Source organism: Paenibacillus sp. JNUCC-31, assembly GCF_014844075.1.
GTDB lineage: Bacteria > Bacillota > Bacilli > Paenibacillales > Paenibacillaceae > Paenibacillus.
Genome location: NZ_CP062165.1, coordinates 6,260,185 through 6,280,469, shown reverse-complemented (window position 1 = coordinate 6,280,469; position 20,285 = coordinate 6,260,185). Strand labels below are relative to the sequence as shown.

Here is a 20,285-nt window from a genome sequence, read left to right as displayed (position 1 = left end):
GCAACATTCACCACTCCAGCTCAATGAAAGCGGCATCATCTTCAAGCCCTCCGGTATGTCTGGCATCCAGCAGCACCTGGATCTGTTCATCCGGAATATAAGCCTCGATCGCATCCAGATCATTCAAGCCATCTGTATACAGCTGAAGACGAATCGGTTCACCTGCAGACAGTTTTGCTTCATAGATATGGGGTTTGCCACCAACCGGACCATCCAGTGTAGACCAACGCTCATTCGTGCGACAGTGTAACTGGAAAGCTCCCGACTGCTCCTGTCCACCCCGCCAGAGGCGGATGCGAGAGTCACCCTGCCAGGCAAGCCACATTCGGCTTTTGCGGGCACCTCCCGAGAGCTCGATGCGTCCACACACGTACATGGCCTGACTTCCTCTGCTTCGCTTCTCCATCAGCACTTCCCGCAGCAGTACAGGCGAGTTGTCCAAAGGCTGCAACTTCTCCAGCTGTTCAGATGCCGGAACAGTCAGGTCTTGAAGCAGACGCTCCATCGTCACTGAAGAAGGGTGCTGATCCGTTTCCAGCCATTCCAGCAAAGCATTCCCCAGAAAACGTGCAGCAAAATCGCCCAGGTAACTCATGCCAACCCCATCACATAATACGAAGGTACACACATTGCCATTCATGCGAACAGCAGCAAAGTCCTGTCCCGTGTCTCCCTGATTTACCGTCTCCGCCGCTCTCCCATACCCATAACGACACTTGAATGCGCCCTGGTAACGGGTCAACGGCTGTTCTCCAGTCTGGACACTGACATAGCGAAAGCTGCCCGAATGTTGCTTGGCATGGCTTCCCTTACCTCCAGCAGACAATGTTGCCAAACGCATCGCTCTCATGATTCCCCTCCTATCTCACCGGCGTAGCAGCAGACATCTGAAATCCGATCGATACCAGTTCTGCACATGTACCTGGAAGCATCATCAGTGCACCTGGTGAAAGCAAGTAATCCGCCTCAACCAACATCTCACGATAACTTTCCGGCAGAACCGAGGACATATTGCGCAGCTTCTCCCCATGTTCATCCTGAAGCACCGTCTCCTGGGATATGCCCTTCCATCTTCTCGGTTCCGCAATCGGACCTTCCAGCAGATGATCGGATATAAAAATATTCTCTACGAGTACATTGCCGTCAGGCACACTCATGCCCATGATCCTTTTGGCAATCGGCTCTGGATCTTCGCCTGTGGCTACCCCATCAGTCATATGACAGACCAGCGGTGCAGGACAATCCTGCATGTTTGGAATTTCAGCCTGCAAAATCTTCTCTGCCTGCAAAAAAGCCTTCGCTGAATCCGAGAATCTTTTCGGTGTCAAATCAGGCAATGAACCCACCGCCGCAATCTCATCGATGCCCTTAATTCCGTTCAACAGATCATACACATCATCGCTGTATGCCAGAATGGCAATCCTGTAACGGGGTGTCAATCGGTTTCCCTTCGTCGAGCGAAATACCATTTGGCGAATAGCCAGCGATAAGGCATCATAGACAACATCAATCCGCCGACGGTTTTCCAGAACCATATTCATGGAGGCGCTAATATCAATCAAATAAATAATAAGTGCAGGTGTGCGCTGGGATGCTTGAATCGTGTAGTTCATCTGGGATGAGTCACCTCCGTTGTTCACGTTATTTTACAAGTTAGGTAATGAATAATTGGTATTGCTCAGGAATTTATTGATCGCATTCATTCGTGCTGCCACTTTACCTACACCCTTGAAATAAGCCGCATCAGTGTTGTACAGATTTTTGAAATCACGCGCGTATGATTCGGCATTTTCAATTTTTTTGCCTTTTTGCGCATTATACGTTTTGTTGTAGTGAGCGATCAGTGTGACCACATTCTGGGCACGTTTTTTCTTAAGTGCAGCCTTCTGGGCAGCCTCCTGCTTGCGCTGTGCCTCGGCTGCTGCCTTACGTTCGGCTTCCTGCTTTGCAATCCTGGCATCGTTTTCTTTCTTCCATACCAGGTAGGCTTCATATTTGGCCTGTTTGTCGTACTTTTCCTGTTCTGCCTTCCTGGCTGCTTCAAGCTTCTGTTGTTTCCGCTTGGCAAGGTATGCCTCATATTTCGCCTGTTTGTCGTACTTGGCCTGTAGCGCTTTACGCTCTTCTTCCTTCTTCTTGGCCTCGGCCTGCTGTTTTTCGGCTTCGGCGAGCTTTTTCTTTTTCTCAGCATCAAGCTTCGCTGCCTCTGCCGCTTTTTGTTTCTTTTCTTCTTCCTGTTGCTTTAAGGCAGCAGCCTTCGCAGACTCAGCATCCTGCGCCGCCTGGAGTTCCGCCTGTTTGGCAGCCGCTTCCTGTTCCTTTTGTTTAACCTCGGCCTGATCGGCCAATATTTTAACCGTCGGCACACTTCCAGCCAACAGTACAATCAACACCGCTGAAGAAATCATAAACTTTTTGGAGCGATAAAAAGGAACCTTTGCCGGTTGACCTGCATGATCATCCTTGGGGTTAAGCTTGTCGTCCAGCTCCTGGATCGCCGCCTCAACTTCCATTTGCATCGCACTGTTGTGAGGAATAAAATGATGCAGCGAACGATACACTTCCAGAGCTGCAGCCGGCTTGTCTTCGTCCTCAAGCGCTCTCGCCTGTAGGAAGAGACGATTTACAACTGCTTCCTGACCTGGTGCAAGTGGGGTGTAGGACAAGCTTGAATCCGGAACCCCCTGCTTATCCGACGAAGTACTGATCGCTGATTCCGTCCCTTTAAGCTGGCCCGTATCTACCGCATCCGGGTGATCTGCATCCTTGGCCTCGGATTCTTCAACGACTGCACCTGCCAGATGAATATCGACAGATGCCAGCGCTACAAACCACTCACCAAATGTCGGGCAACTGCTGAGATCATGGCTTTCCCAGGCACGAATGAACAGATCGGATACTTTGGAGCCCCAGCGCTTTTGAAGCGACTCACGCATGGCATAATAACGTTCACTTACGGTCTGCATTTCATGTTGATCAAAGTAGCTTTCTCCCCATGCCTTTTCCACAATCGTGGCATCAGACCAGCTTAACATCTCAGCAATAATGACTGCTCCGGCAAAACGGTCGGCATACGCACTCCACAAACCGCTGTGCACTGTACGATGGGCTGCATAACCAGGTGAACCAGCAAGCAGAGCATCCGGACGGTCCATTCTGGAACCGTACATCTGCTCTACGTCTACCAATTCAACGGCCGAAACCCCTCTCAGGTTCTCCACTTCGGAAAAAAACGGAATCATCACATTGGGTGCGGACAAATCACAATGGGCCAATCCGCGCTGTTCCATGGCCGAACCAGTCCCGGCAAGGGCTCTAGCCAGCTTTAGACTTTCCTCCGCTGTCAGCTGTTTCTGATCACTGATTACATCGAACCAGGTCAGACCCTGCACCCATGGCATCAACACCGCATACAACAGATCGGGATGTTCTCCAATGAGCGCTCCGTTTCTTTCCGGAGTGAGCACATCACGCTTGCATACCTGCAAACCTGGCAGTTCACTATAAGACTCCATATGCTCAGACTGATACACCATAGCCGGGATACGAAATTTAGGAAAAAATACTTTTAGTGCTTTGGCCCCACTTATGGAACCGTTACGGGGTAACAATTGGTAGACAATACCCTGCCTTCCGGCTTGGGCATAAGCCAATCCGGGTGCAGCCGGATGCTGCCCAATCGTATAGGCAATGTCGTTAATCACCACTTCATCCCCGGGATTTGGTTGAAAAGACATGCTTATCCCTCTCTCTGTCATTCTGTCATAGTGCAGCAAAAACCGGGTGCTGTGACAACGCCCGGTTTTTGCTGTAGTTGTAAAGCTTCAGCTTGCTGCCTGCCTTTGATTCTGGGCGATTCAGATATCAAACCTGCCCGAATTATGTATCGCAGATTAGCGAGCTTGGTCAGCAGTACGGAATTTGTTGGCAATAGCCGTCAGTTCCGCGCTGATGCTATTCAGCGTCTGAACGAAAGATTGCATTTGTTTGCTGGCTTCCTGGAATTCCTGGAAGAAGCGTTGTTTGGTCATACCTTCCCATTGTCCTTCCATGCTTGTGATGGATTGAGTCAATGTAGATACGATTTGCTGACTTTGCTCACCGCTTTGTTTGAATTGGTTGGAAACCTGATCAAGCTGCTCTGGGGTAACTAAAATACGTCCTGCCATTGTAAATTCCTCCTTGGTTTGTGCAATTAAATTTTGTCTTGTTCAAATTGTACTATACAAGAATCGATCGGACAAAAGCCGAAGGACCTAATCCTATTTACCCCATTTTCAGCCAATGAAACTTCCCCTAACAGCCTATATACAAAAAAATTCACTTTCTGCTGTTTTGCTTATTCAGCCTTGTATCTCATGTACTCAGGAGACCACAGGCTCGGTTCCTCTTCTTCCCCGATAGGAGGGATCTGTGAATCTCCACGCTACAGGCTCAGGCTGCATGGCCTGGATCAGGGTCGCTGGTGAGCCATCAGGCGGTGCGGCATCCTGTACACGGTACACGGCTGCTACCGCGGAAAATGGATCGGATACAACAGCAGTAGTTGGCGAATGCGCAGGCATAATTTCTCCTGTACGCTCCGCCTGAAGAACATTCAACATATTGACCGCATTGCCATAGGCTGTGTTCACATGACTCAACACTGTACGATACTCCATGTCCACCTGCTGGAATAACAAGGCCTTGCGTCCCAGCTGTACGCTCAAGTCCATAAAACGACGTACCGCAGACTCGCAGAGTCGCTTGCTGTGGTCCCATTCATTCATAATCGCTGCACGGGCTTCAAGATCCCACTCCAGCGAATGAATAGCCTGATCCAATACTGTCATCTTTTGCTGTATTTGCTCCGCCGCATACTGAATCTGCCTGCTCAGTGCCCGAAGCACATCCGGTTCCACACGAATGCGCATTTACCATCACCTTTCCTCTTCCCCTGCAGGCTGTTTAAGCCAGTCCAGCAGCATCTCGTGAAACTGTTCTCTCGTCGTCAGTGCTGCGACAAGCCAATCATCTGAAGCAGCAGTGCTCATTCGGAATAACCAGTTGGAAACCGTGCTTGCTGCGAAAGCTGCAGACTGTGATTTCCAACCTTCTCCGTTCCATACGAGCAACCGCAGTTCCCCCTCTGACTCCTTGCTCATCAGACAGCGTGCGAGTGCAAGCGACCCCTCGGGATCACTCGTTTCCTGCACCAACTCATCCGTCACTTCCTGTACTTCTTTGTTCTTCAGATCGTTCATGACATCATAGAATTTTTTCTTGGAGCACATTAGCGCCGGTTTCTCCGCAGGAGAATGGCCACTCCATTTCATCCTTTGGATCAGATAATCAATAGCTTCACGAACGTTCCCAAGATCGCTTAGCCGGAAGGAATCCGGTTCGTCAGCAACACGGGATACTTCCACGACCCGTTCATCCGTGCAATGCACATAACTTTCATACGACTTGCCGCTGTGCGTGTAGCGAATCCAGCAAGCCCTGTCGGACAGTCCCGCAATGGCTACCCTGGAGAAAACGGTCGGTGTCATGATCAGCTCATTACTGTCCTGATCCTGAATCAGATACCCTTTGTCGAGCAGGGAAGTTTTGACACGCTCCCACTCCAAAGCAATATCTTCCGCCATATACCCGCGGAACGGATCTTCCACGCCAAGCAATCGGTCTGAACCGAGAATACCGGCCAGGAAAAAAAGTTCTTTTGTTTGCAAAGTGACTACCTTTTGCTTGGAATCATGAACCGTCAACATTATGAGCCACCTCCCCTCAAACTACAACATGCCATCGGTCACGAATTTCAGAAATCCAATCGGTCATTTTCCAGCTTCCATCACATGGAACTGCACCTTTAACCCTGGAATATTTACGTTTTACATAATAACCTTGACCCGGGGGCAGTACCTTAAGCCCATTCGTGCTCCCCCCGGATTCGGAATAAGGTATACGGAAGAACGAGAGATCGTTAGGGTCTAAAGTCCCGAACAGCAATCCGCTCTGGGAAGCCTTCACATCGTTTACCCAGTCAGATCCAAAGGTTGGGAAATCTGCAGGAACACCTGACAGAATCACATGTATGCCTCGATCCCTGCCTTGACGAACAATCGCTCCCAATTGATCCTTCACATTAAAATCATTCAACTGTTTGGCTAGTGTATCCGCATCGTCGATGACGAGAACAATCTCTGGTCCACCGGTTAACTCGCCTCTTTTTAGAACTTCATCGTACAACTGTTGGATCACAGGTGCAAGCTGTTCTTCACGGGATACATGTCCATGGACATGGGGCAAACTGCTGATTTCACCCAGTCCTCCCGAACCATAGCGCATATCTACCGTGTATATTTGCATGTCTTCAGGAGACGCATGATAAGCAAGTGACAACATCCATGTGAGCAAAAATGTCGTTTTACCACCTTCCATCGGACTCGTAACCATGAAATGCGGACCCTCGCGCAGGTTAAGCTGGAATGGCTCCAGATCATCGGTCAGTAAACCTACGGGTACTGTTAAGGATGATGTGCCTCCGACTTTTCCGAAGGTGCCTGTGCGAATAAGTACATCTCTAAGCTTGACTTCTTCCGGTAGCGGGGCAATCTGCGGAGCTTCTTCTCCGCTCCAAGTGCCCCTAATCTCTGCAATGGTATGGCGCAGAGCGGACGAACGCTTGCCCTCATCATCTCCGGTTGACGGCAACGCCGCCTGGAACATCAGTGGTGGGACCTGCCCCTTGACCAGCCCTCTTCCTGGCGGAAGCTGACTTGGTGCCTTGGACGGCCGTCCCACTGCGTAATAATAATCGCTTGGATCGGATAGTTCAAATGAAACTGCATTAGGAATGTTGCTTCTGAACTTCTCGAATACATCGGTTACCCGGTTAGCCGTGAGAATAAATGTGATCCCCAAACTTCCACCTTCTCGAAGAATCGTTTCCAGAAGTTCATTCTCCTCTGGATATGCATTACGGAAAGAAAGATAGCCGTCAATAACAACCACAATCTGTGGCACAGCTGCATGAGCCGTCCGCCGATAAGCTGAAATCGTTTTAACCCCGGCTTCCGAGATCATGTCTTTACGTTGTGCAGACAATTTCAGGATGTATCGGAATAACCGCTTGATCCGATCCTCTTCTTCAGACATCATTACTGCACCGATCTGAGGCAAGCCTGCGAAATCCTTCATCATGCGGCCCATATCAATAATATAGCCATGCCAAGGTTCAGTTCGACTCGAACGGGCCAGTGACATCAGCAAGGTTTGCACAAACGTCGTTTTCCCCAGACCAGGCATACCATAAACAACCAAATGTCCCTGATCTACCGGAAGTGCGAGTGGTTGCTGTCGCTGATTAGGCAAATCATCCAGCAGACCCACCAGCGGTTTCAGTCCGCTGGCTCCACCGTCAAGCAATGCCTCGCGGTTCTCTTCTTCCTGCCAGTTATTAAGGCTTTCCCATTCCAGCACCTCTGGTAAAGGCGGCAACCAAGGGCCAGGTAATCGGGTGATCCCTGCCTCTGCTGCTTCTTTCGCCACATAATCTATGAACACCTGGAGCTGCTTGGGCACATCCTCTCCCTTGAGCACAGCTCTGCGCTCTCCAGTCAAGAGCGGCTCCCGCTTCCCGTTTAAACGCACCTCCATGACAGGCAATACTGTGGTTGTATCTTCCTGCTGATTGTACGGCGCACCGCTCCAGGCAAATTGCATTTCCTCAAACACTTCATCACTGCCCACCTGGAAATATCCCCGACCCGGCTTGGTGATCCAGGCCGCATTTGGAATTTTGATCATATCGCGACTGTCCCCTTCGCTTTGAACGCGAAGACAGATACGGAAACGGGAATTACTCCAGATTTTATCATCAACAACACCCGCCGGCTTTTGGGTTGCCAATATAAGATGTACACCCAGTGTCCGGCCGATGGCCGCTATGCTGATTAATTCATCCATGAACTCCGGCTGATCCCTCTTCAATTGCGCGAACTCGTCGATGATGATAACTAAATGCGGCAACGGCTGTTCATGTCTGGAACGCAAAATTTTGTAATATTCATCAATATGCTGGAGATTGCCGGCATCATTTAATATTTTTTGCCTTCTGACCAGCTCGGCCCGAAGTGAAATATTGGCTCGTTCAATCAAATTTCCATCCAGATTGGTAATCGTGCCAACGACATGAGGCAAACCCACAAATGTGTTCGACATCCCGCCGCCCTTATAGTCAATCAACATAAAGGCGAGATCATGCGGATGGAACTCTGCAGCCAGAGAGGCCACTATGGACTGAATAACTTCACTTTTGCCTGAACCTGTTGTGCCTGCAATCAGACCGTGCGGGCCATGGCCCTGACGTTCGATTTTATCATGAAGGTTAATGGATATTTTCTTGCCGCCTGCTCGCACGCCCATAGGAACAGGAAGCGTATCAGGGTATCGCGTCTGGGCCCAGCGGTTAACCACGTCCAATTCTTCCACTCGTGAAGTACTCAGCATATCGAACAACGGGAGTATCTGGGGTATGTCTGAAGCGGATGAGCGTTTCAGACGAATCGGTGACATGTAACGCGAAAGCGCCTCTGCGGACTCTCTGGAAATTACATCTGGTGTATAGGTTTGCTTGATCACGTCGGCATCTTCGGTTTTTTTGATATAAACCCCTTTGCCTTTCGAAGCCTCCATAATTAACTGACAATGCATGGGCAGTGCTTCCTTGCGATTGGCCAGTATAATGGTACATACATCGATCTCCTGAGCCGATTCCAGCAACAGGGGAAGCAAAGGTTCTTCTTCTATTAATTGAGTGTCCGAGAGAACCACCACATAACATGGGATTTGCACGCTTTTTTTGTAACGATCTTCCTTATTGTTACGCCTTCTGTTCAACACGGAAAACAAGCTGTCCGCCAATTGATGCGCACCGCTGTGCCTGTCGGCCATATAGCGCTGTCCCTGATCTTCATCCCAGATATGGGGCAGCCAGCGCAGCCAATCCCATTCCTTCGTTTCCTTTTCTTCATAAAAAGCAGCAATCTTCAATTCATCCGGTGAATGACGGACCGTCAGTTGTGAAATAATGACGCGCAGTGAAGCGAGTACTTCCTCCCGATTGCCAACCAGACCCATCACTTTCGACTGAAATAGCGGTAACGTAATCGACGCATCAGGCACGGTCTCGAATTCAGCTGCCAGTTCATGAGCCGCTTCAATCAGCTCATCCTTTTCATACCCGTCCACACGAGGCACCTGGAGTTTGATCCGAAACGGGATTTCGCCCGTTCCAATTCGAACTTGCAAGAAGTCATCATCTTCCGGAGAACGTTCCCATAATGAACTGTTGCGATTCTTCACCAATTGAAGACATACATTGGGATCACCATGAATTTCATACAGACTCTTCACTTGTTCGGCTTGGGCTTCCTTCAGCTCTTCCCGATGCTTCTCCAATTGTGCACGATACATGGCAGTGCGCTCTTCCAGCTTTTTGCGGTATGATTTCTTGTTGCTCAGATACACAAAAAACGGAATGGTGTATGAAGTAAGCATCATCATAACGGTCATCATCTGGAACATCATATAATTGCTATTGTTCATTTTGCCGCTCATATTGATATATACGTAGAAGCCGATGCTAACCATCGTCATCATGATCGGTACAATAATGGATATCATTGAAAAAGTAGGTTTGTTGGGTTCTGTCGGAGGCCTGAGAATCTCCAGCCTTTCTTCCTTGAGAACCGGTGTCATTCTTGGAGAACGCTGATATAACACATTCACGAAGAGAAGACCTCCTTTAATTCATTTCCGTAATGAGTATATACGTTCGGATCACTCATTTGTTGCTGTCCTGTTGAAACAATGAACGTCTTCCATACACGGGCGCTTCTTCCGAAGTGGTGGAGAACGCTCGCTGGACCCGTACGCAGCTGCCTTGACGCAGCCCTGTTTCCATTAGTTGTTGCGTATTCTGTGGCGAGAACCACAATCCTTCCGGAAACTTGGCTTCAAGGATGTACTGAATGCCCTCACCCGGTGCCTGTCCAAAAATGCGGACCCCCAGCAAGGTCTTCAAATGTTCAACTGTACATTCATCCGGGACCTCGATGTCGAACCACTCGCCTTCCTCCCGGCCGGAATACACGGTAAGAATCAATATAATCCCTCCCATGGTCTCATATGTAAATTGTCCTAGTGTCAGATTAAATCAAAAAATAGTAGATGAAACGCTATTCTTACCCTATTTTCTTACATAAACACCCTGTTTGCAATGTACAACCTGCACTTTCGTTACATATGACCCACGTATATATTAAAATATCGTCCATTTGACTCAGAACTTTCGAGCCAGTAGTCACATTAATGATTGCGAGGATGCGAAACTACGCGGATTTATTCCATATAAATGGAAGTTACAAACTACCTTTTCGGGACTTTTCATTGCTTCGCCCACAATTGAATTGTGAACACTTTTCAAACATTGCCCACCTTTATGTTTTCATAAGCTGATTTTAAGGTAATTTTAAGCATTGGAACTTAATATAGCGAGTAAGAAATAACTCTCGTGAGGTGATTTCTAGTGAGAACACTAATAACTTTTCAAAACAAATCAATCCCTGTATATTTCAATCAAGAAAACAAACAACCTGTGCAAAAGACACTACGATTGCTTAGCAGTGCCCTTGAGCATAAGATTAGCAATGGTAAACGCGCTTTACAGAAATGTCTGCAATCATTGATTAGTATTGAGATTGTCGGTGGTGAAGCCATTCTTCACAGCCGTAGCGAAAATGACTCCCTCGCCTTATCCCTTTATTAAGATGGGTCAGTTGTTTACTTCAACATGGAAACGGCGAATTCATTCATTCGCGAACATAAGGAAAAGGAAGCTTGCCGTTAAGGACAAGCTTCCTTTTTTTTGTACCTAATCCCTATATCTATTCTAATGCACTCTGCTGACAACATAGGCAGTCTCATGCTCTTCTTCCATCTCAGCCTTTTGGATTCGAATGACAAACAACCGAACCAGATTATCACGTGTCTTTTCTTCCTGACAAGTATTCAGCTTCCTTAGAATAAAACGGTCAATGGACATGAAGTTCAGCCCCTTTACCTATTGGATTTACGGTATCTGTTCTGCCCGTGTATCCATAAATAACCAGATTACAGGTGCACCAAACAGCTTTTCCACATCATTCCCTCGCCTATTTTTACAGGATGTAAAAACATGCAAAAGCCCGCCCCATCCAGATTGAGGCGGACTCATCGCAATCTTTGTCATTCTTTCCCGAAGTTTATCTGATTATAAAACTGAATTATTCCGAATCCACGTTCTCTCACGATATCCTGATCTGATTTTACAGCATGTACATCTGAATACGCCTCCCAATCAAGATTGATTTAATGTCACACCCTAACCTTTTTAAGGATTGCACAAACTTGCATTCATTCAACTGCTGGGTGGGATCTTATCTCCAAAAAGCCTCAAGTCCTGCCAGCCATAAGCAACCTCAATCAGATCTTGGCCGCCAATCCGGATTTGCTGTGTGTGGACAGGGACTCCCCCCATCTTTTCATAGAAACGACAGGCTGAATTTTGCTCCAGTGCCCAGATCAACAGGTTCCTCATGTCCAGGGAGTGGAGATAACGAACGACATGTCTTGCCAGTTGCTGGCCGATACCTGTTTGTTGCACTTCTTTCAGTAAATAAATGGCATACAGCTCAGCGTCGTAAGGCAACTTGCCTTCACGTTCCTTTCCACCGCAGGCAAATCCGACAATTTCCCCGTCTGCCTCTTCAGCCACCACCAATATCTGATCCTTCTCGTCAGAGCGAATATTTCGCTCCCATTGGGACAACCTTGATTCCTTAGTCAAATTATCCAAAAAATCATCAGGCACGATACCTCTATATGTCGTCTTCCAACTCTCTGTATGTACATGAGCTATGGCTTCGGCATCCCCTTCACAAGCTGGTCTAATCCGCATGTCATCACTCCTTTTCTCTCGTCATTTCGACGACTTTACAATAGTATACGTGCAATACGTATGAATTCTAAATCCATCCACTTGGACCATATTTAAATTACACTTTTCTTGATCAATGGAAAACTTGATTTGCTCTTTAGATTTTGCTGAGCGCTCATGTCCTACTGTTGGCGTAAAAATCCGGCCCCTAGGGCCGGATCGTTACCTGTGTGCCTACAGATACTTTGGAAGACAGGTCCAGCACATCCGAGTTGTACATGCGTATGCATCCATGGGAAACAGACTTGCCAATGGAAGAAGGATCATTGGTTCCATGAATCCCATAATGCGGCGCTGACAACCCCATCCACAGAACACCAAATGGCCCTCCAGGATTCTCTTGTTTGTTAATAATCGTAAACACGCCGTTAGGCGTCTGCGTGAGCATCTTGCCGATAGCGACAGGATAGCCCTTAACCACCTGCGAGCCATCCAAAAGATATAACATATGATCCGACAGGTCTACGATGATGCTGTAATCTGGCATGATGAAATCCCTCCTGACCTATCCTATGCAGGATATAGAGGGATGCCCACCTAATCTCAGGCCTCTTCCCAGTCTTTTGTACTGCGGACATGTTTCGGTTTGCGGGAACTGACGGGTTTGCTTGAAGCGGTCCGTCGTTTGGATGAGGCCTCTTCCTTGCGCTGCTGAAATTTCAGTTCCTTCTGCATTTTCAAGTAGTTGCCCAGCCTTTTTTCATCCAATGAACCATCCTGAATGGCCTCCTTCACTGCGCAACCGGCCTCTCGGGTATGCGTGCAATCCTGGAACCTGCATCCCGCAGAGAGTTGCTCAATTTCACCAAAGGCATGTGACAAACCATCCTGACCTTCATCCCACAGATTAAGTTCACGCATTCCCGGCGTATCAATTAATACCGCTCCCTGCGGCAAGACAAACATCTCCCGATGTGTGGTTGTATGTCGTCCACGGCTGTCGTCCTCACGAACGGCCTGAGTGAGCTGTACACTCTCTCCCATCATCCAGTTGACCAGGGTAGACTTGCCACTACCGGAAGAACCCGTCAGGGCAACCGTTGTGCCCGGAGACAGAAATTTTTCAAGTAAAGATTTGCCCCGGTCCTGAACAGCCGATATTGCCAACACTTCAATCCCAGGAGCAGTGCCTTCCACCAGCGAAATTTGTTCTTCCACATTCTCACACAGATCACTTTTGCTCAAAATGATGACCGGTCTGACTCCACCATTCCAGGCCATCATAATGTACCTTTCCAGACGTCTCAGATTAAAATCATGATTGAGCGCGGCAACGATCAGCAAAGTATCCACATTTGCCGCGATCAATTGCTCTTTGGTCACCGAACCAGCAGCTTGTCTGGATACCCTGCTCTGACGCTGCACAATGCTGTGAATTATGGCTTCTTCGCCAGCTTGCCCCGTAACGGCGACCCAATCCCCAACCGCTGGTACAATACCCGTCTCCACATGATCATGACGCATCCGCCCGGATACCCGTCCCCAACATTCTCCCTCATCCGTAATCAGGCGAAGCAATTGTCCATGATCCGCAATAATTCTTGCGGGTTTTCTTAACTGTTCTTCCATTCCAGACTGATTCCACAGCTCCTGCCATTTTGCAGACCAGCCGTACTTCTCCAATGTGCTATTCAAAATAAAAATTCCTCCCGATAAATGGTGTGTTATCCTTCTTTGACATTGACAACGATCCCTATGAGCGCTCCGATCCGGCATCAAACCAAATAAGCCACGAGCAGCACTACTCACCCGCGGCAATAAGAAGTTAGCCGAATGAATGATTGTTTGAATGGTATTCATATCGGATACATCATTCCACTGATCCGATATTCATGATCCAGAAAAACAACCCATTTTCGGCATACAAAAAAGCCACGGGTACGTCACCCGTGGCTTCATCTGTGCATGTTACTCTAATCTACGTACATATGGACAATATTGCGAACCATACTGTCCAGCTGCCGTAAAATCACATGCTTTGATCCGTTCCGGAGACGCTGTTTATATTCAAATTAACGTATACTGCCATTAGATTTGTCATTTAACATCGCCTCCCTTGTAGAATTATCCATCATGTTACACAGCTTCATCTACTTTTGTCAAGTCATTTTCCAAAAACTTATTTCACTTGATCCCAACGTGTCCACATTTCCTTCGGATTCAGTTCATAGATTCCATCTTCCCGGTACATGAACTGGTGCATGATGAACTCTCGACGAATGGTGGCAAAATCCTCATGATAGGTTTGAATAAATGTATTGATTTCCTTCTCCGTATACTTCCGTCCAAATTCAAGCTGCTCGACCAGATGACCAAGTACAATCAGCTTTTTCTTGTACTGAGCCGGGATCTGACGCAATCGCCCATCTTTGGAGAAAAAATTTCGCATTACGGATGCTTTCAGCGTCTCATTTACATCACTCATATCGGCAATCTCCTCTCTTTTAAAAATAAAATCAACGGAGGCCTGCGCATGCTCTCGAATAAAAGAAGGATTAAGCGTAAAAAACACCGTATTTTTCTCTCTGCGTTCCTTGATCAGCGCCGCTTCTCTAAGCTTGGATGCATGATGTGTAACGGTTGGTTGTGACAGATTAAGTTTTTCTGCAAGCGCTTGACCATGAAGTTCTCCCTGGGACAACAGCAGCAACATCCGAAGCCGCGTCGGATCAGCCAGAGCCTTGTGGTAGGCCACAATCTTCTCCAATTGCATTATCACTCAGCTCGCTTTCGTTTAGATAATCATCTAATTTGATATTAATCTTTTCTCTCTTCCAAGTCAAATTTCCGGAATCGGCATTGATTTCTTGATGTCAGACTCCTTCTTGAACTGGCATTGGGCCCGTATTTACGGTAGGATTATAGTGCTTGAAATAAGGAGGATTAAGAACATGGAAGATGTCATTATTATCGGCGGCGGCCCATGCGGTCTGTCTGCTGCCATTGAATGCGAGCGGCTGGGACTGTCAGCTGTAATTGTTGAGAAGTATAATATCGTCCAATCTATTTATCTGTATCCAACCCATATGCAGTTTTTCAGTACAGCGGAATTGCTTGAGATTGGGAATGTTCCGTTTAGTACACCGAACGACAAACCTTTTCGTTACGAGGCACTCGCCTATTATCGCAAGGTAGCCGAACATTTCGGCCTGCGGGTTCATAACTATGAGGAAGCCAAAGAAATCAAACGCAAGGACGATGGCACGTTCGAGGTACATACGGTCAATCGGCGTGGGCAAGCAATCGTTCATGAAGGACGAAATGTCGTTGTGGCTACAGGTTATTTCGACCATCCCAACTATCTTGGCATTCCTGGAGAAGACAAGGATAAAGTCACCCATTATTTCCGGGAAGCTCATCCATACACCCGCACACGTGTCGCCATCATTGGAGGAAGCAATTCAGCCGTCGATGCCGCTATGGAACTGGTTCGTGTGGGTGCGCACATTGATATGGTTTATCGTGGGAATGGCGTTTCGGAACACATTAAACCTTGGGTTCGTCCATTGTTTGAAAGCCTGGTGCAGAAAGGCAGAATCTCACTTCATCTGGGCTCACGTGTAAATGAAATATTGGACGATTCTGTTCGTTTGCTTCATTCTGATGGATCAACCAGTGAAATCGACAATGACTTTGTGCTGGCCTTGACGGGTTTCCGTCCTGACCGCAAGCTGCTTTCGTCCGTCGGTGTGGAAATGTCCGAGGATATGGATAAACCGGTATATGATCCGCAAACCATGGAAAGCAGTGTGCCAGGCGTATACGTTGGAGGAGTTATCGCTTCAGGGCGCAATGCCAATGAAGTATTTATTGAATCCGGACGCTGGCATGGAAGATATATTGCAGAACATATCGTAAGTCGTCATCGCGGGCAGACCGAAGGGGAATGAAATCAATGGATATGACCTCACTGCTGTTGCTTGTGTTTGCCGCGCTAGGTATTATCAGCAGTAATACACCCGTAACCGTAGCCATGATATTTCTATTGTTGCTGCGGGTACTGAACCTGAATCAGGCCTTTCCCTGGCTGGAAAAGTACGGACTTACGATCGGTATTATCATCCTGACGATTGGTGTTATGGCACCGCTCGCCAGCGGAAAAATCAGCTTGCAGACCATCGGTGAGTCTTTCCTGCACTGGAAATCACTGCTCGCCATTGGTGTAGGATTACTCGTCGCCCATTTGGGAGGACGTGGTGCTACGCTCATGAGTACACAGCCTACCGTTGTTGCCGGGCTGCTTATAGGTACGGTACTTGGGGTTGCCTTGTTCAAGGGAGTACCGGTCGGTCCTCTGATTGCCGCAGGAATTTTGTCCTTACTGCTCGGAAAATCATGATCAAAGTTGGGACTTGACATCCTTCTGCTGACTGGCTGTTTTTCCCACCGTTGTATGATATACTTCTATTCATGCAATTCAAGCATCAAGTCAAGTCCATAGCAGAGGAATCAATGGGATGATCTTATTAGTCCAAATCATTGATTCACCTCGCAACTATTAAATGGCCGCAGGAGGATTCAGGACCCATGTCACGTCAGTTTGTTACCGAAGCCGTGATGGTGGCAATTTACGGTCAATTACTCGCGCCCCCGGCGCCTGTTGAATATATTGTTCCTTATACCACCATCCTTGAGTTATATGAATTTCAGACCAGCCCTGACCCTTTGATGGATAATCCAGCAGATGACCAACATGTGAAATCCAAAATCAACGAAATCATTTCTTATTTTGAAGAACCGCTGAATAAGAAAAAAATAGAACGTGCCCTGGCTATCCCCTGGGCCAAAAGTCCGTCCATACTGTTTGGGGATCAGGTATCCATCGCCATCATTAATGCGGTTGATACCGCTCAATACGGTGAATATTTTGATCCAATTGAGACTGAACTGCTGCTCACTTCACAGCGTCTGGATATCCCTATCCTGACCGATCAGGTTGAATTAATTGCACGCATTATCGAATCGGCATCTCCTGTGCAGGTATTCGATATTGACGACTTTGATTTTGCAATGGACGATGAAGAACCTCTTGATCAAGTCTAGTCTAATTGTCAGAACCCGTCATTTATTGGGGACAACAATCCTGCTTTGAACATGGGCCCATCTCGTATAAATCACGAAAAGAAGAAGCCTTCCGGCCGGAAAGGCTTCTTCTTTTCGTGATTTATTTATTCCATTCCTGGATACTTTAGCAATATCCGGCTAAGATCGTTCAGCCTGGGCAATGATTTCGGATCAAAAAACTTCAGCCCTGCTTCACTATTCACCCGCGACTCTACGAGCGAATCCTGAATGATCTGGGCTCTAAACATGGCTATGACGTAATATTCTTCATCCCCACTGGCATGTAAATGTCTCATATTCGGACCGGAATGCAAACCTTCAAGTGTCATATGATGGGTAGTCCACCCCGTCTCCTCCCAGAGTTCTCTGTGCGCGGTGTCCTCAATGGCTTCTCCCGGGCGCATCTGTCCCACAGGAATACGCCAATGACCGTGTTCAGCATGCTGAATCAATAACAATTCACCTTGTTCATTCTCGGCCCGAACCGCCGCCTTTACAACAATATGAGAGCGGTTCGCGATATACTGGGCCAAATCTCGGGCTGGCGGATTCACTTCGTATCTCCTCCTGTTCGAAAATCGGTGCGACCGGTGATGAGACATTCTATATACGCAGATGTATCCCGTTAAATCTCAGTGTAGCGATATTCGATATCCTGACCTTCTTCAACAACATCGACATGAAGTTGATGACCCTTCAGATACCAGTAATCATGATCTTCCATAAAAAATTGAATACCTGATACCTTCGTTTGGTCAGCAGGATGTCTCGGTTCCTCCACAGCGATTCCCAGTGAGAAACCGGGATGAAGTCCTCCGCCGGAGCTATAACGGGCGAAGAATCGTACGCTGTCTCCTTCGTTCAAATTCAGTTCTTCCTTATACCAGCGAGCAGCCCGGTCAGATACATGTATGGTACTCATTTGGTGTCAACTCCTTCTCTATATATATGTTACATCATATCGCTACAATCGCTCGATTACAAACCTTCCACACCGCAAATATGTAATAAAAGTTCATCAAAACGGAATGATCCCACTACCAATCGTTAGATATTTCGTTTTGGAAAAACGTTTGACAGATTGTAAAAGTCGGTGTTAAGATGCAAACATACGAGATCCACATTCAATTTATTACCAAAAAAGAAAGGGTGGTTACGGTGTTTAACAATGACGATCTACATCAACTCAGCACACAACTAAATACCGGAGCACCCATGAAATCGTTATTCCGTTCATAAGTCCGCATCACAGAAGCCTCTAAATAGGTTTGCTGTTTTGCTTCTCACAATCGAACTTTATCTGCGGTGGTGGCTCTGCTCTCGGAGCCATGCTGCCGTATGAATGATACCCAAGACATACCGCCTGCGTGCGGTATGTCTTTTTTTGTGGGTTCAAACGGCTGCACATGAATGGAACATGCATTTCACGAACTTGAAAGGAAGGGATACCACTTGTTCTCTGTACTTAAAAACCTGGCCTGGTTTTTCCGGCTGGAACGCAAACGATACCTTATCGGTGTCACCCTGCTTATTCTGGTAGGCATCATCGAACTACTGCCACCTCGTCTTCTTGGCAATGCCATTGACGAGATTGTACGCGGTTCCATTACTGGCGCTTCACTCACACGTTACATTTTACTTATCCTTGGATCGGTCATCATTATTTATCTGACCACGTACATATGGATGCACAAACTGTTTGGCGGTGCCAATCTGGTTGAACGCTTGCTGCGGTCGCGCTTTATGGACCATTTACTGCGAATGACCCCGCCTTTTTTTGAGAAGAACAGAACGGGCGATCTGATGGCACGTGCCACGAATGACCTTCGTTCCATTGCCACCACAGCAGGCTTCGGCATGCTGACGTTAACCGACTCCACCGCTTTTCTGGCAACTGTATTATTCGCCATGGGATTCCTGGTTAGCTGGAAATTGACCCTGGCTGCAATCCTCCCACTGCCTTTTATCGCCATCGCCATGATGATCTATGGTAAAGCTGTGCATCAACGATATACACTGGCCCAGGATGCATTCGGAGACATGAATGACCAGGTGCTTGAATCTATTGCCGGTATTCGAGTCGTGCGTGCCTACGTTCAGGAACGTATGGACCAAAAACGGTTCGCCGATGTCACGGAAGATGTATACCGCAAAAATCTGGCCGTTGCCAAGATGGACGCACTGTTCGAACCCACGATCCGGTTATGTGTAGGACTCAGTTATGTCATTGCACTTGCCTATGGTATTTATCTTGTGTTCCATAATGAAATTACCCTGGGGGATCTCGTATCGTTCAATATGTACCTGGGGATGATGATCTGGCCGATGTTTGCCATCGGTGAACTGATAAACCTGATGCAGCGTGGTAGTGCCTCACTGGATCGTGTTAATGAGACTTTATCTGTAGAACCTGCTGTAAAAGATATTGAGCAGCCTGCTCACATTGCCAACCCGGAAGAGATCGCGATGCAGGATGTCACCTTCCGTTATCCTAGTTCTACCGTCGACAATCTCAGTCATGTCAGCTTCTCGCTTCGTCGCGGGCAGACATTGGGTATCGTGGGACGCACAGGTAGCGGCAAGTCCACCCTGCTTAAGCAATTGCTGCATGAATACCCTGCGGGAACAGGCAAGTTAAGCATCTCCGGTCATCCGATTCAGGATATTGCCAAAGATGACTTGCATAGCTGGATTGGATATGTTCCGCAGGAACAGGTGCTGTTCTCCAAATCGGTCCGTCAGAACATTCAATTCGGCAAGCCGGGTGCGGATGATAGCGTGATTATGGAAGCGATTCGTACCGCAGCCTTTGATGGAGATCTGGTCACATTGTCCGATGGTCTGGACACCCTCGTTGGTGAAAAAGGAATTGCGCTGTCCGGAGGACAGAAACAGCGGGTATCGCTGGCGCGTGCCTTTATCGCCGATCCGGACATTTTGATTCTGGATGATGCTCTATCTGCCGTTGATGCACGAACCGAAGCCAAAATTATTGAAAATATACGCAACAAACGCTCTGGCAAAACAACGCTGATCTCGACTCACCGCCTGTCCGCTATTGAACACGCTGACCGAATCATCGTACTGGAGCACGGAAAAATAACGGAAGAAGGAACCCATCAGGAACTGCTTGCTATGAACGGCTGGTACCGTGAACAGTATGAACGGCAGCAGGTGGAGTCCAATTTGTCCACGTAGGAGG

General features: G+C 47.7%; 20 protein-coding genes. 5 read left to right on the top strand and 15 right to left on the bottom strand.

Going from position 1 to position 20,285, the window contains the following annotated elements; all coding sequences use genetic code 11:
- Positions 1-7: 7 nt before the first annotated feature.
- The 8 genes from JNUCC31_RS27700 to JNUCC31_RS27665 form a co-directional block, all read right to left on the bottom strand.
- Positions 8-850, bottom strand: a complete 843-nt coding sequence (locus JNUCC31_RS27700; protein WP_192266461.1) for a hypothetical protein — start codon at positions 848-850, stop codon at positions 8-10.
- Between the two features lie 10 nt (positions 851-860).
- Positions 861-1,613, bottom strand: coding sequence for a vWA domain-containing protein (locus tag JNUCC31_RS27695; protein WP_062326150.1), 753 nt, complete (start codon positions 1,611-1,613; stop codon positions 861-863).
- Positions 1,614-1,646: 33 nt separating this feature from the next.
- Positions 1,647-3,737: a serine/threonine-protein kinase gene (locus JNUCC31_RS27690; protein WP_192266458.1), complete on the bottom strand. Its 2,091-nt coding sequence runs from the start codon at positions 3,735-3,737 to the stop codon at positions 1,647-1,649.
- 156 nt (positions 3,738-3,893) lie between these two features.
- The gene (locus tag JNUCC31_RS27685; protein WP_017689071.1) at positions 3,894-4,169 is read right to left on the bottom strand and encodes a WXG100 family type VII secretion target; all 276 of its coding nucleotides are present in this window, start codon (positions 4,167-4,169) and stop codon (positions 3,894-3,896) included.
- A 195-nt stretch (positions 4,170-4,364) separates the two neighbouring features.
- On the bottom strand, positions 4,365-4,913 hold the full coding sequence (locus JNUCC31_RS27680) for a WXG100 family type VII secretion target (protein WP_192266456.1): 549 nt from the start codon (positions 4,911-4,913) through the stop codon (positions 4,365-4,367).
- Positions 4,914-4,919: 6 nt separating this feature from the next.
- Positions 4,920-5,750, bottom strand: coding sequence for a hypothetical protein (locus tag JNUCC31_RS27675; protein WP_192266453.1), 831 nt, complete (start codon positions 5,748-5,750; stop codon positions 4,920-4,922).
- A 16-nt stretch (positions 5,751-5,766) separates the two neighbouring features.
- A complete protein-coding gene (gene essC, locus JNUCC31_RS27670) occupies positions 5,767-9,771 on the bottom strand; it encodes a type VII secretion protein EssC (RefSeq protein ID WP_192266451.1) in 4,005 nt (1,334 codons plus the stop codon).
- Between the two features lie 55 nt (positions 9,772-9,826).
- Entirely contained in the window at positions 9,827-10,147 is a 321-nt protein-coding gene (locus JNUCC31_RS27665) for a hypothetical protein (protein ID WP_192266449.1), read from the bottom strand.
- Positions 10,148-10,570: 423 nt separating this feature from the next.
- Here JNUCC31_RS27665 and JNUCC31_RS33580 point away from each other — a divergent pair, with 423 nt between their 5' ends.
- Positions 10,571-10,810 carry a hypothetical protein gene (locus JNUCC31_RS33580; RefSeq protein ID WP_024630323.1) on the top strand — a complete coding sequence of 80 codons (240 nt, stop codon included), beginning with the start codon at positions 10,571-10,573 and terminating at the stop codon, positions 10,808-10,810.
- Between the two features lie 123 nt (positions 10,811-10,933).
- On the opposite strand, the gene JNUCC31_RS27660 is transcribed toward JNUCC31_RS33580, so the two are convergent.
- From JNUCC31_RS27660 to JNUCC31_RS27640, 5 genes are all read right to left on the bottom strand, one after another.
- Positions 10,934-11,086 carry a hypothetical protein gene (locus JNUCC31_RS27660; RefSeq protein WP_192266446.1) on the bottom strand — a complete coding sequence of 51 codons (153 nt, stop codon included), beginning with the start codon at positions 11,084-11,086 and terminating at the stop codon, positions 10,934-10,936.
- A gap of 354 nt (positions 11,087-11,440) precedes the next feature.
- Complete coding sequence (locus JNUCC31_RS27655; RefSeq protein ID WP_192266444.1) at positions 11,441-11,980, bottom strand: GNAT family N-acetyltransferase; 540 nt, start codon at positions 11,978-11,980, stop codon at positions 11,441-11,443.
- A 187-nt stretch (positions 11,981-12,167) separates the two neighbouring features.
- Positions 12,168-12,506 (bottom strand): L,D-transpeptidase, encoded by a 339-nt coding sequence (locus JNUCC31_RS27650; RefSeq protein ID WP_079346840.1) that lies wholly within the window; start codon positions 12,504-12,506, stop codon positions 12,168-12,170.
- A gap of 56 nt (positions 12,507-12,562) precedes the next feature.
- Positions 12,563-13,588 carry a ribosome small subunit-dependent GTPase A gene (gene rsgA, locus JNUCC31_RS27645; protein ID WP_416234464.1) on the bottom strand — a complete coding sequence of 342 codons (1,026 nt, stop codon included), beginning with the start codon at positions 13,586-13,588 and terminating at the stop codon, positions 12,563-12,565.
- Between the two features lie 550 nt (positions 13,589-14,138).
- Positions 14,139-14,732 carry a DUF2087 domain-containing protein gene (locus JNUCC31_RS27640; RefSeq protein ID WP_192266441.1) on the bottom strand — a complete coding sequence of 198 codons (594 nt, stop codon included), beginning with the start codon at positions 14,730-14,732 and terminating at the stop codon, positions 14,139-14,141.
- Between the two features lie 178 nt (positions 14,733-14,910).
- Here JNUCC31_RS27640 and JNUCC31_RS27635 point away from each other — a divergent pair, with 178 nt between their 5' ends.
- From JNUCC31_RS27635 to JNUCC31_RS27625, 3 genes are all read left to right on the top strand, one after another.
- Positions 14,911-15,909 (top strand): YpdA family putative bacillithiol disulfide reductase, encoded by a 999-nt coding sequence (locus JNUCC31_RS27635; RefSeq protein ID WP_192266439.1) that lies wholly within the window; start codon positions 14,911-14,913, stop codon positions 15,907-15,909.
- A 5-nt stretch (positions 15,910-15,914) separates the two neighbouring features.
- On the top strand, positions 15,915-16,358 hold the full coding sequence (locus JNUCC31_RS27630; RefSeq protein ID WP_192266437.1) for a DUF441 domain-containing protein: 444 nt from the start codon (positions 15,915-15,917) through the stop codon (positions 16,356-16,358).
- Positions 16,359-16,546: 188 nt separating this feature from the next.
- Complete coding sequence (locus tag JNUCC31_RS27625; RefSeq protein ID WP_192266435.1) at positions 16,547-17,062, top strand: ADP-heptose synthase; 516 nt, start codon at positions 16,547-16,549, stop codon at positions 17,060-17,062.
- Positions 17,063-17,187: 125 nt separating this feature from the next.
- Here the strand turns inward: JNUCC31_RS27625 and JNUCC31_RS27620 are convergent, their stop codons facing one another.
- Positions 17,188-17,637, bottom strand: a complete 450-nt coding sequence (locus JNUCC31_RS27620; RefSeq protein WP_192266433.1) for an NUDIX domain-containing protein — start codon at positions 17,635-17,637, stop codon at positions 17,188-17,190.
- Positions 17,638-17,708: 71 nt separating this feature from the next.
- Positions 17,709-18,005 (bottom strand): HesB/YadR/YfhF family protein, encoded by a 297-nt coding sequence (locus JNUCC31_RS27615; RefSeq protein ID WP_192266431.1) that lies wholly within the window; start codon positions 18,003-18,005, stop codon positions 17,709-17,711.
- A gap of 530 nt (positions 18,006-18,535) precedes the next feature.
- On the opposite strand from JNUCC31_RS27615, the gene JNUCC31_RS27610 reads away from it, so the two are divergent.
- Positions 18,536-20,281 carry an ABC transporter ATP-binding protein gene (locus JNUCC31_RS27610; RefSeq protein WP_192266429.1) on the top strand — a complete coding sequence of 582 codons (1,746 nt, stop codon included), beginning with the start codon at positions 18,536-18,538 and terminating at the stop codon, positions 20,279-20,281.
- The last annotated feature ends 4 nt before the right edge of the window (positions 20,282-20,285 follow it).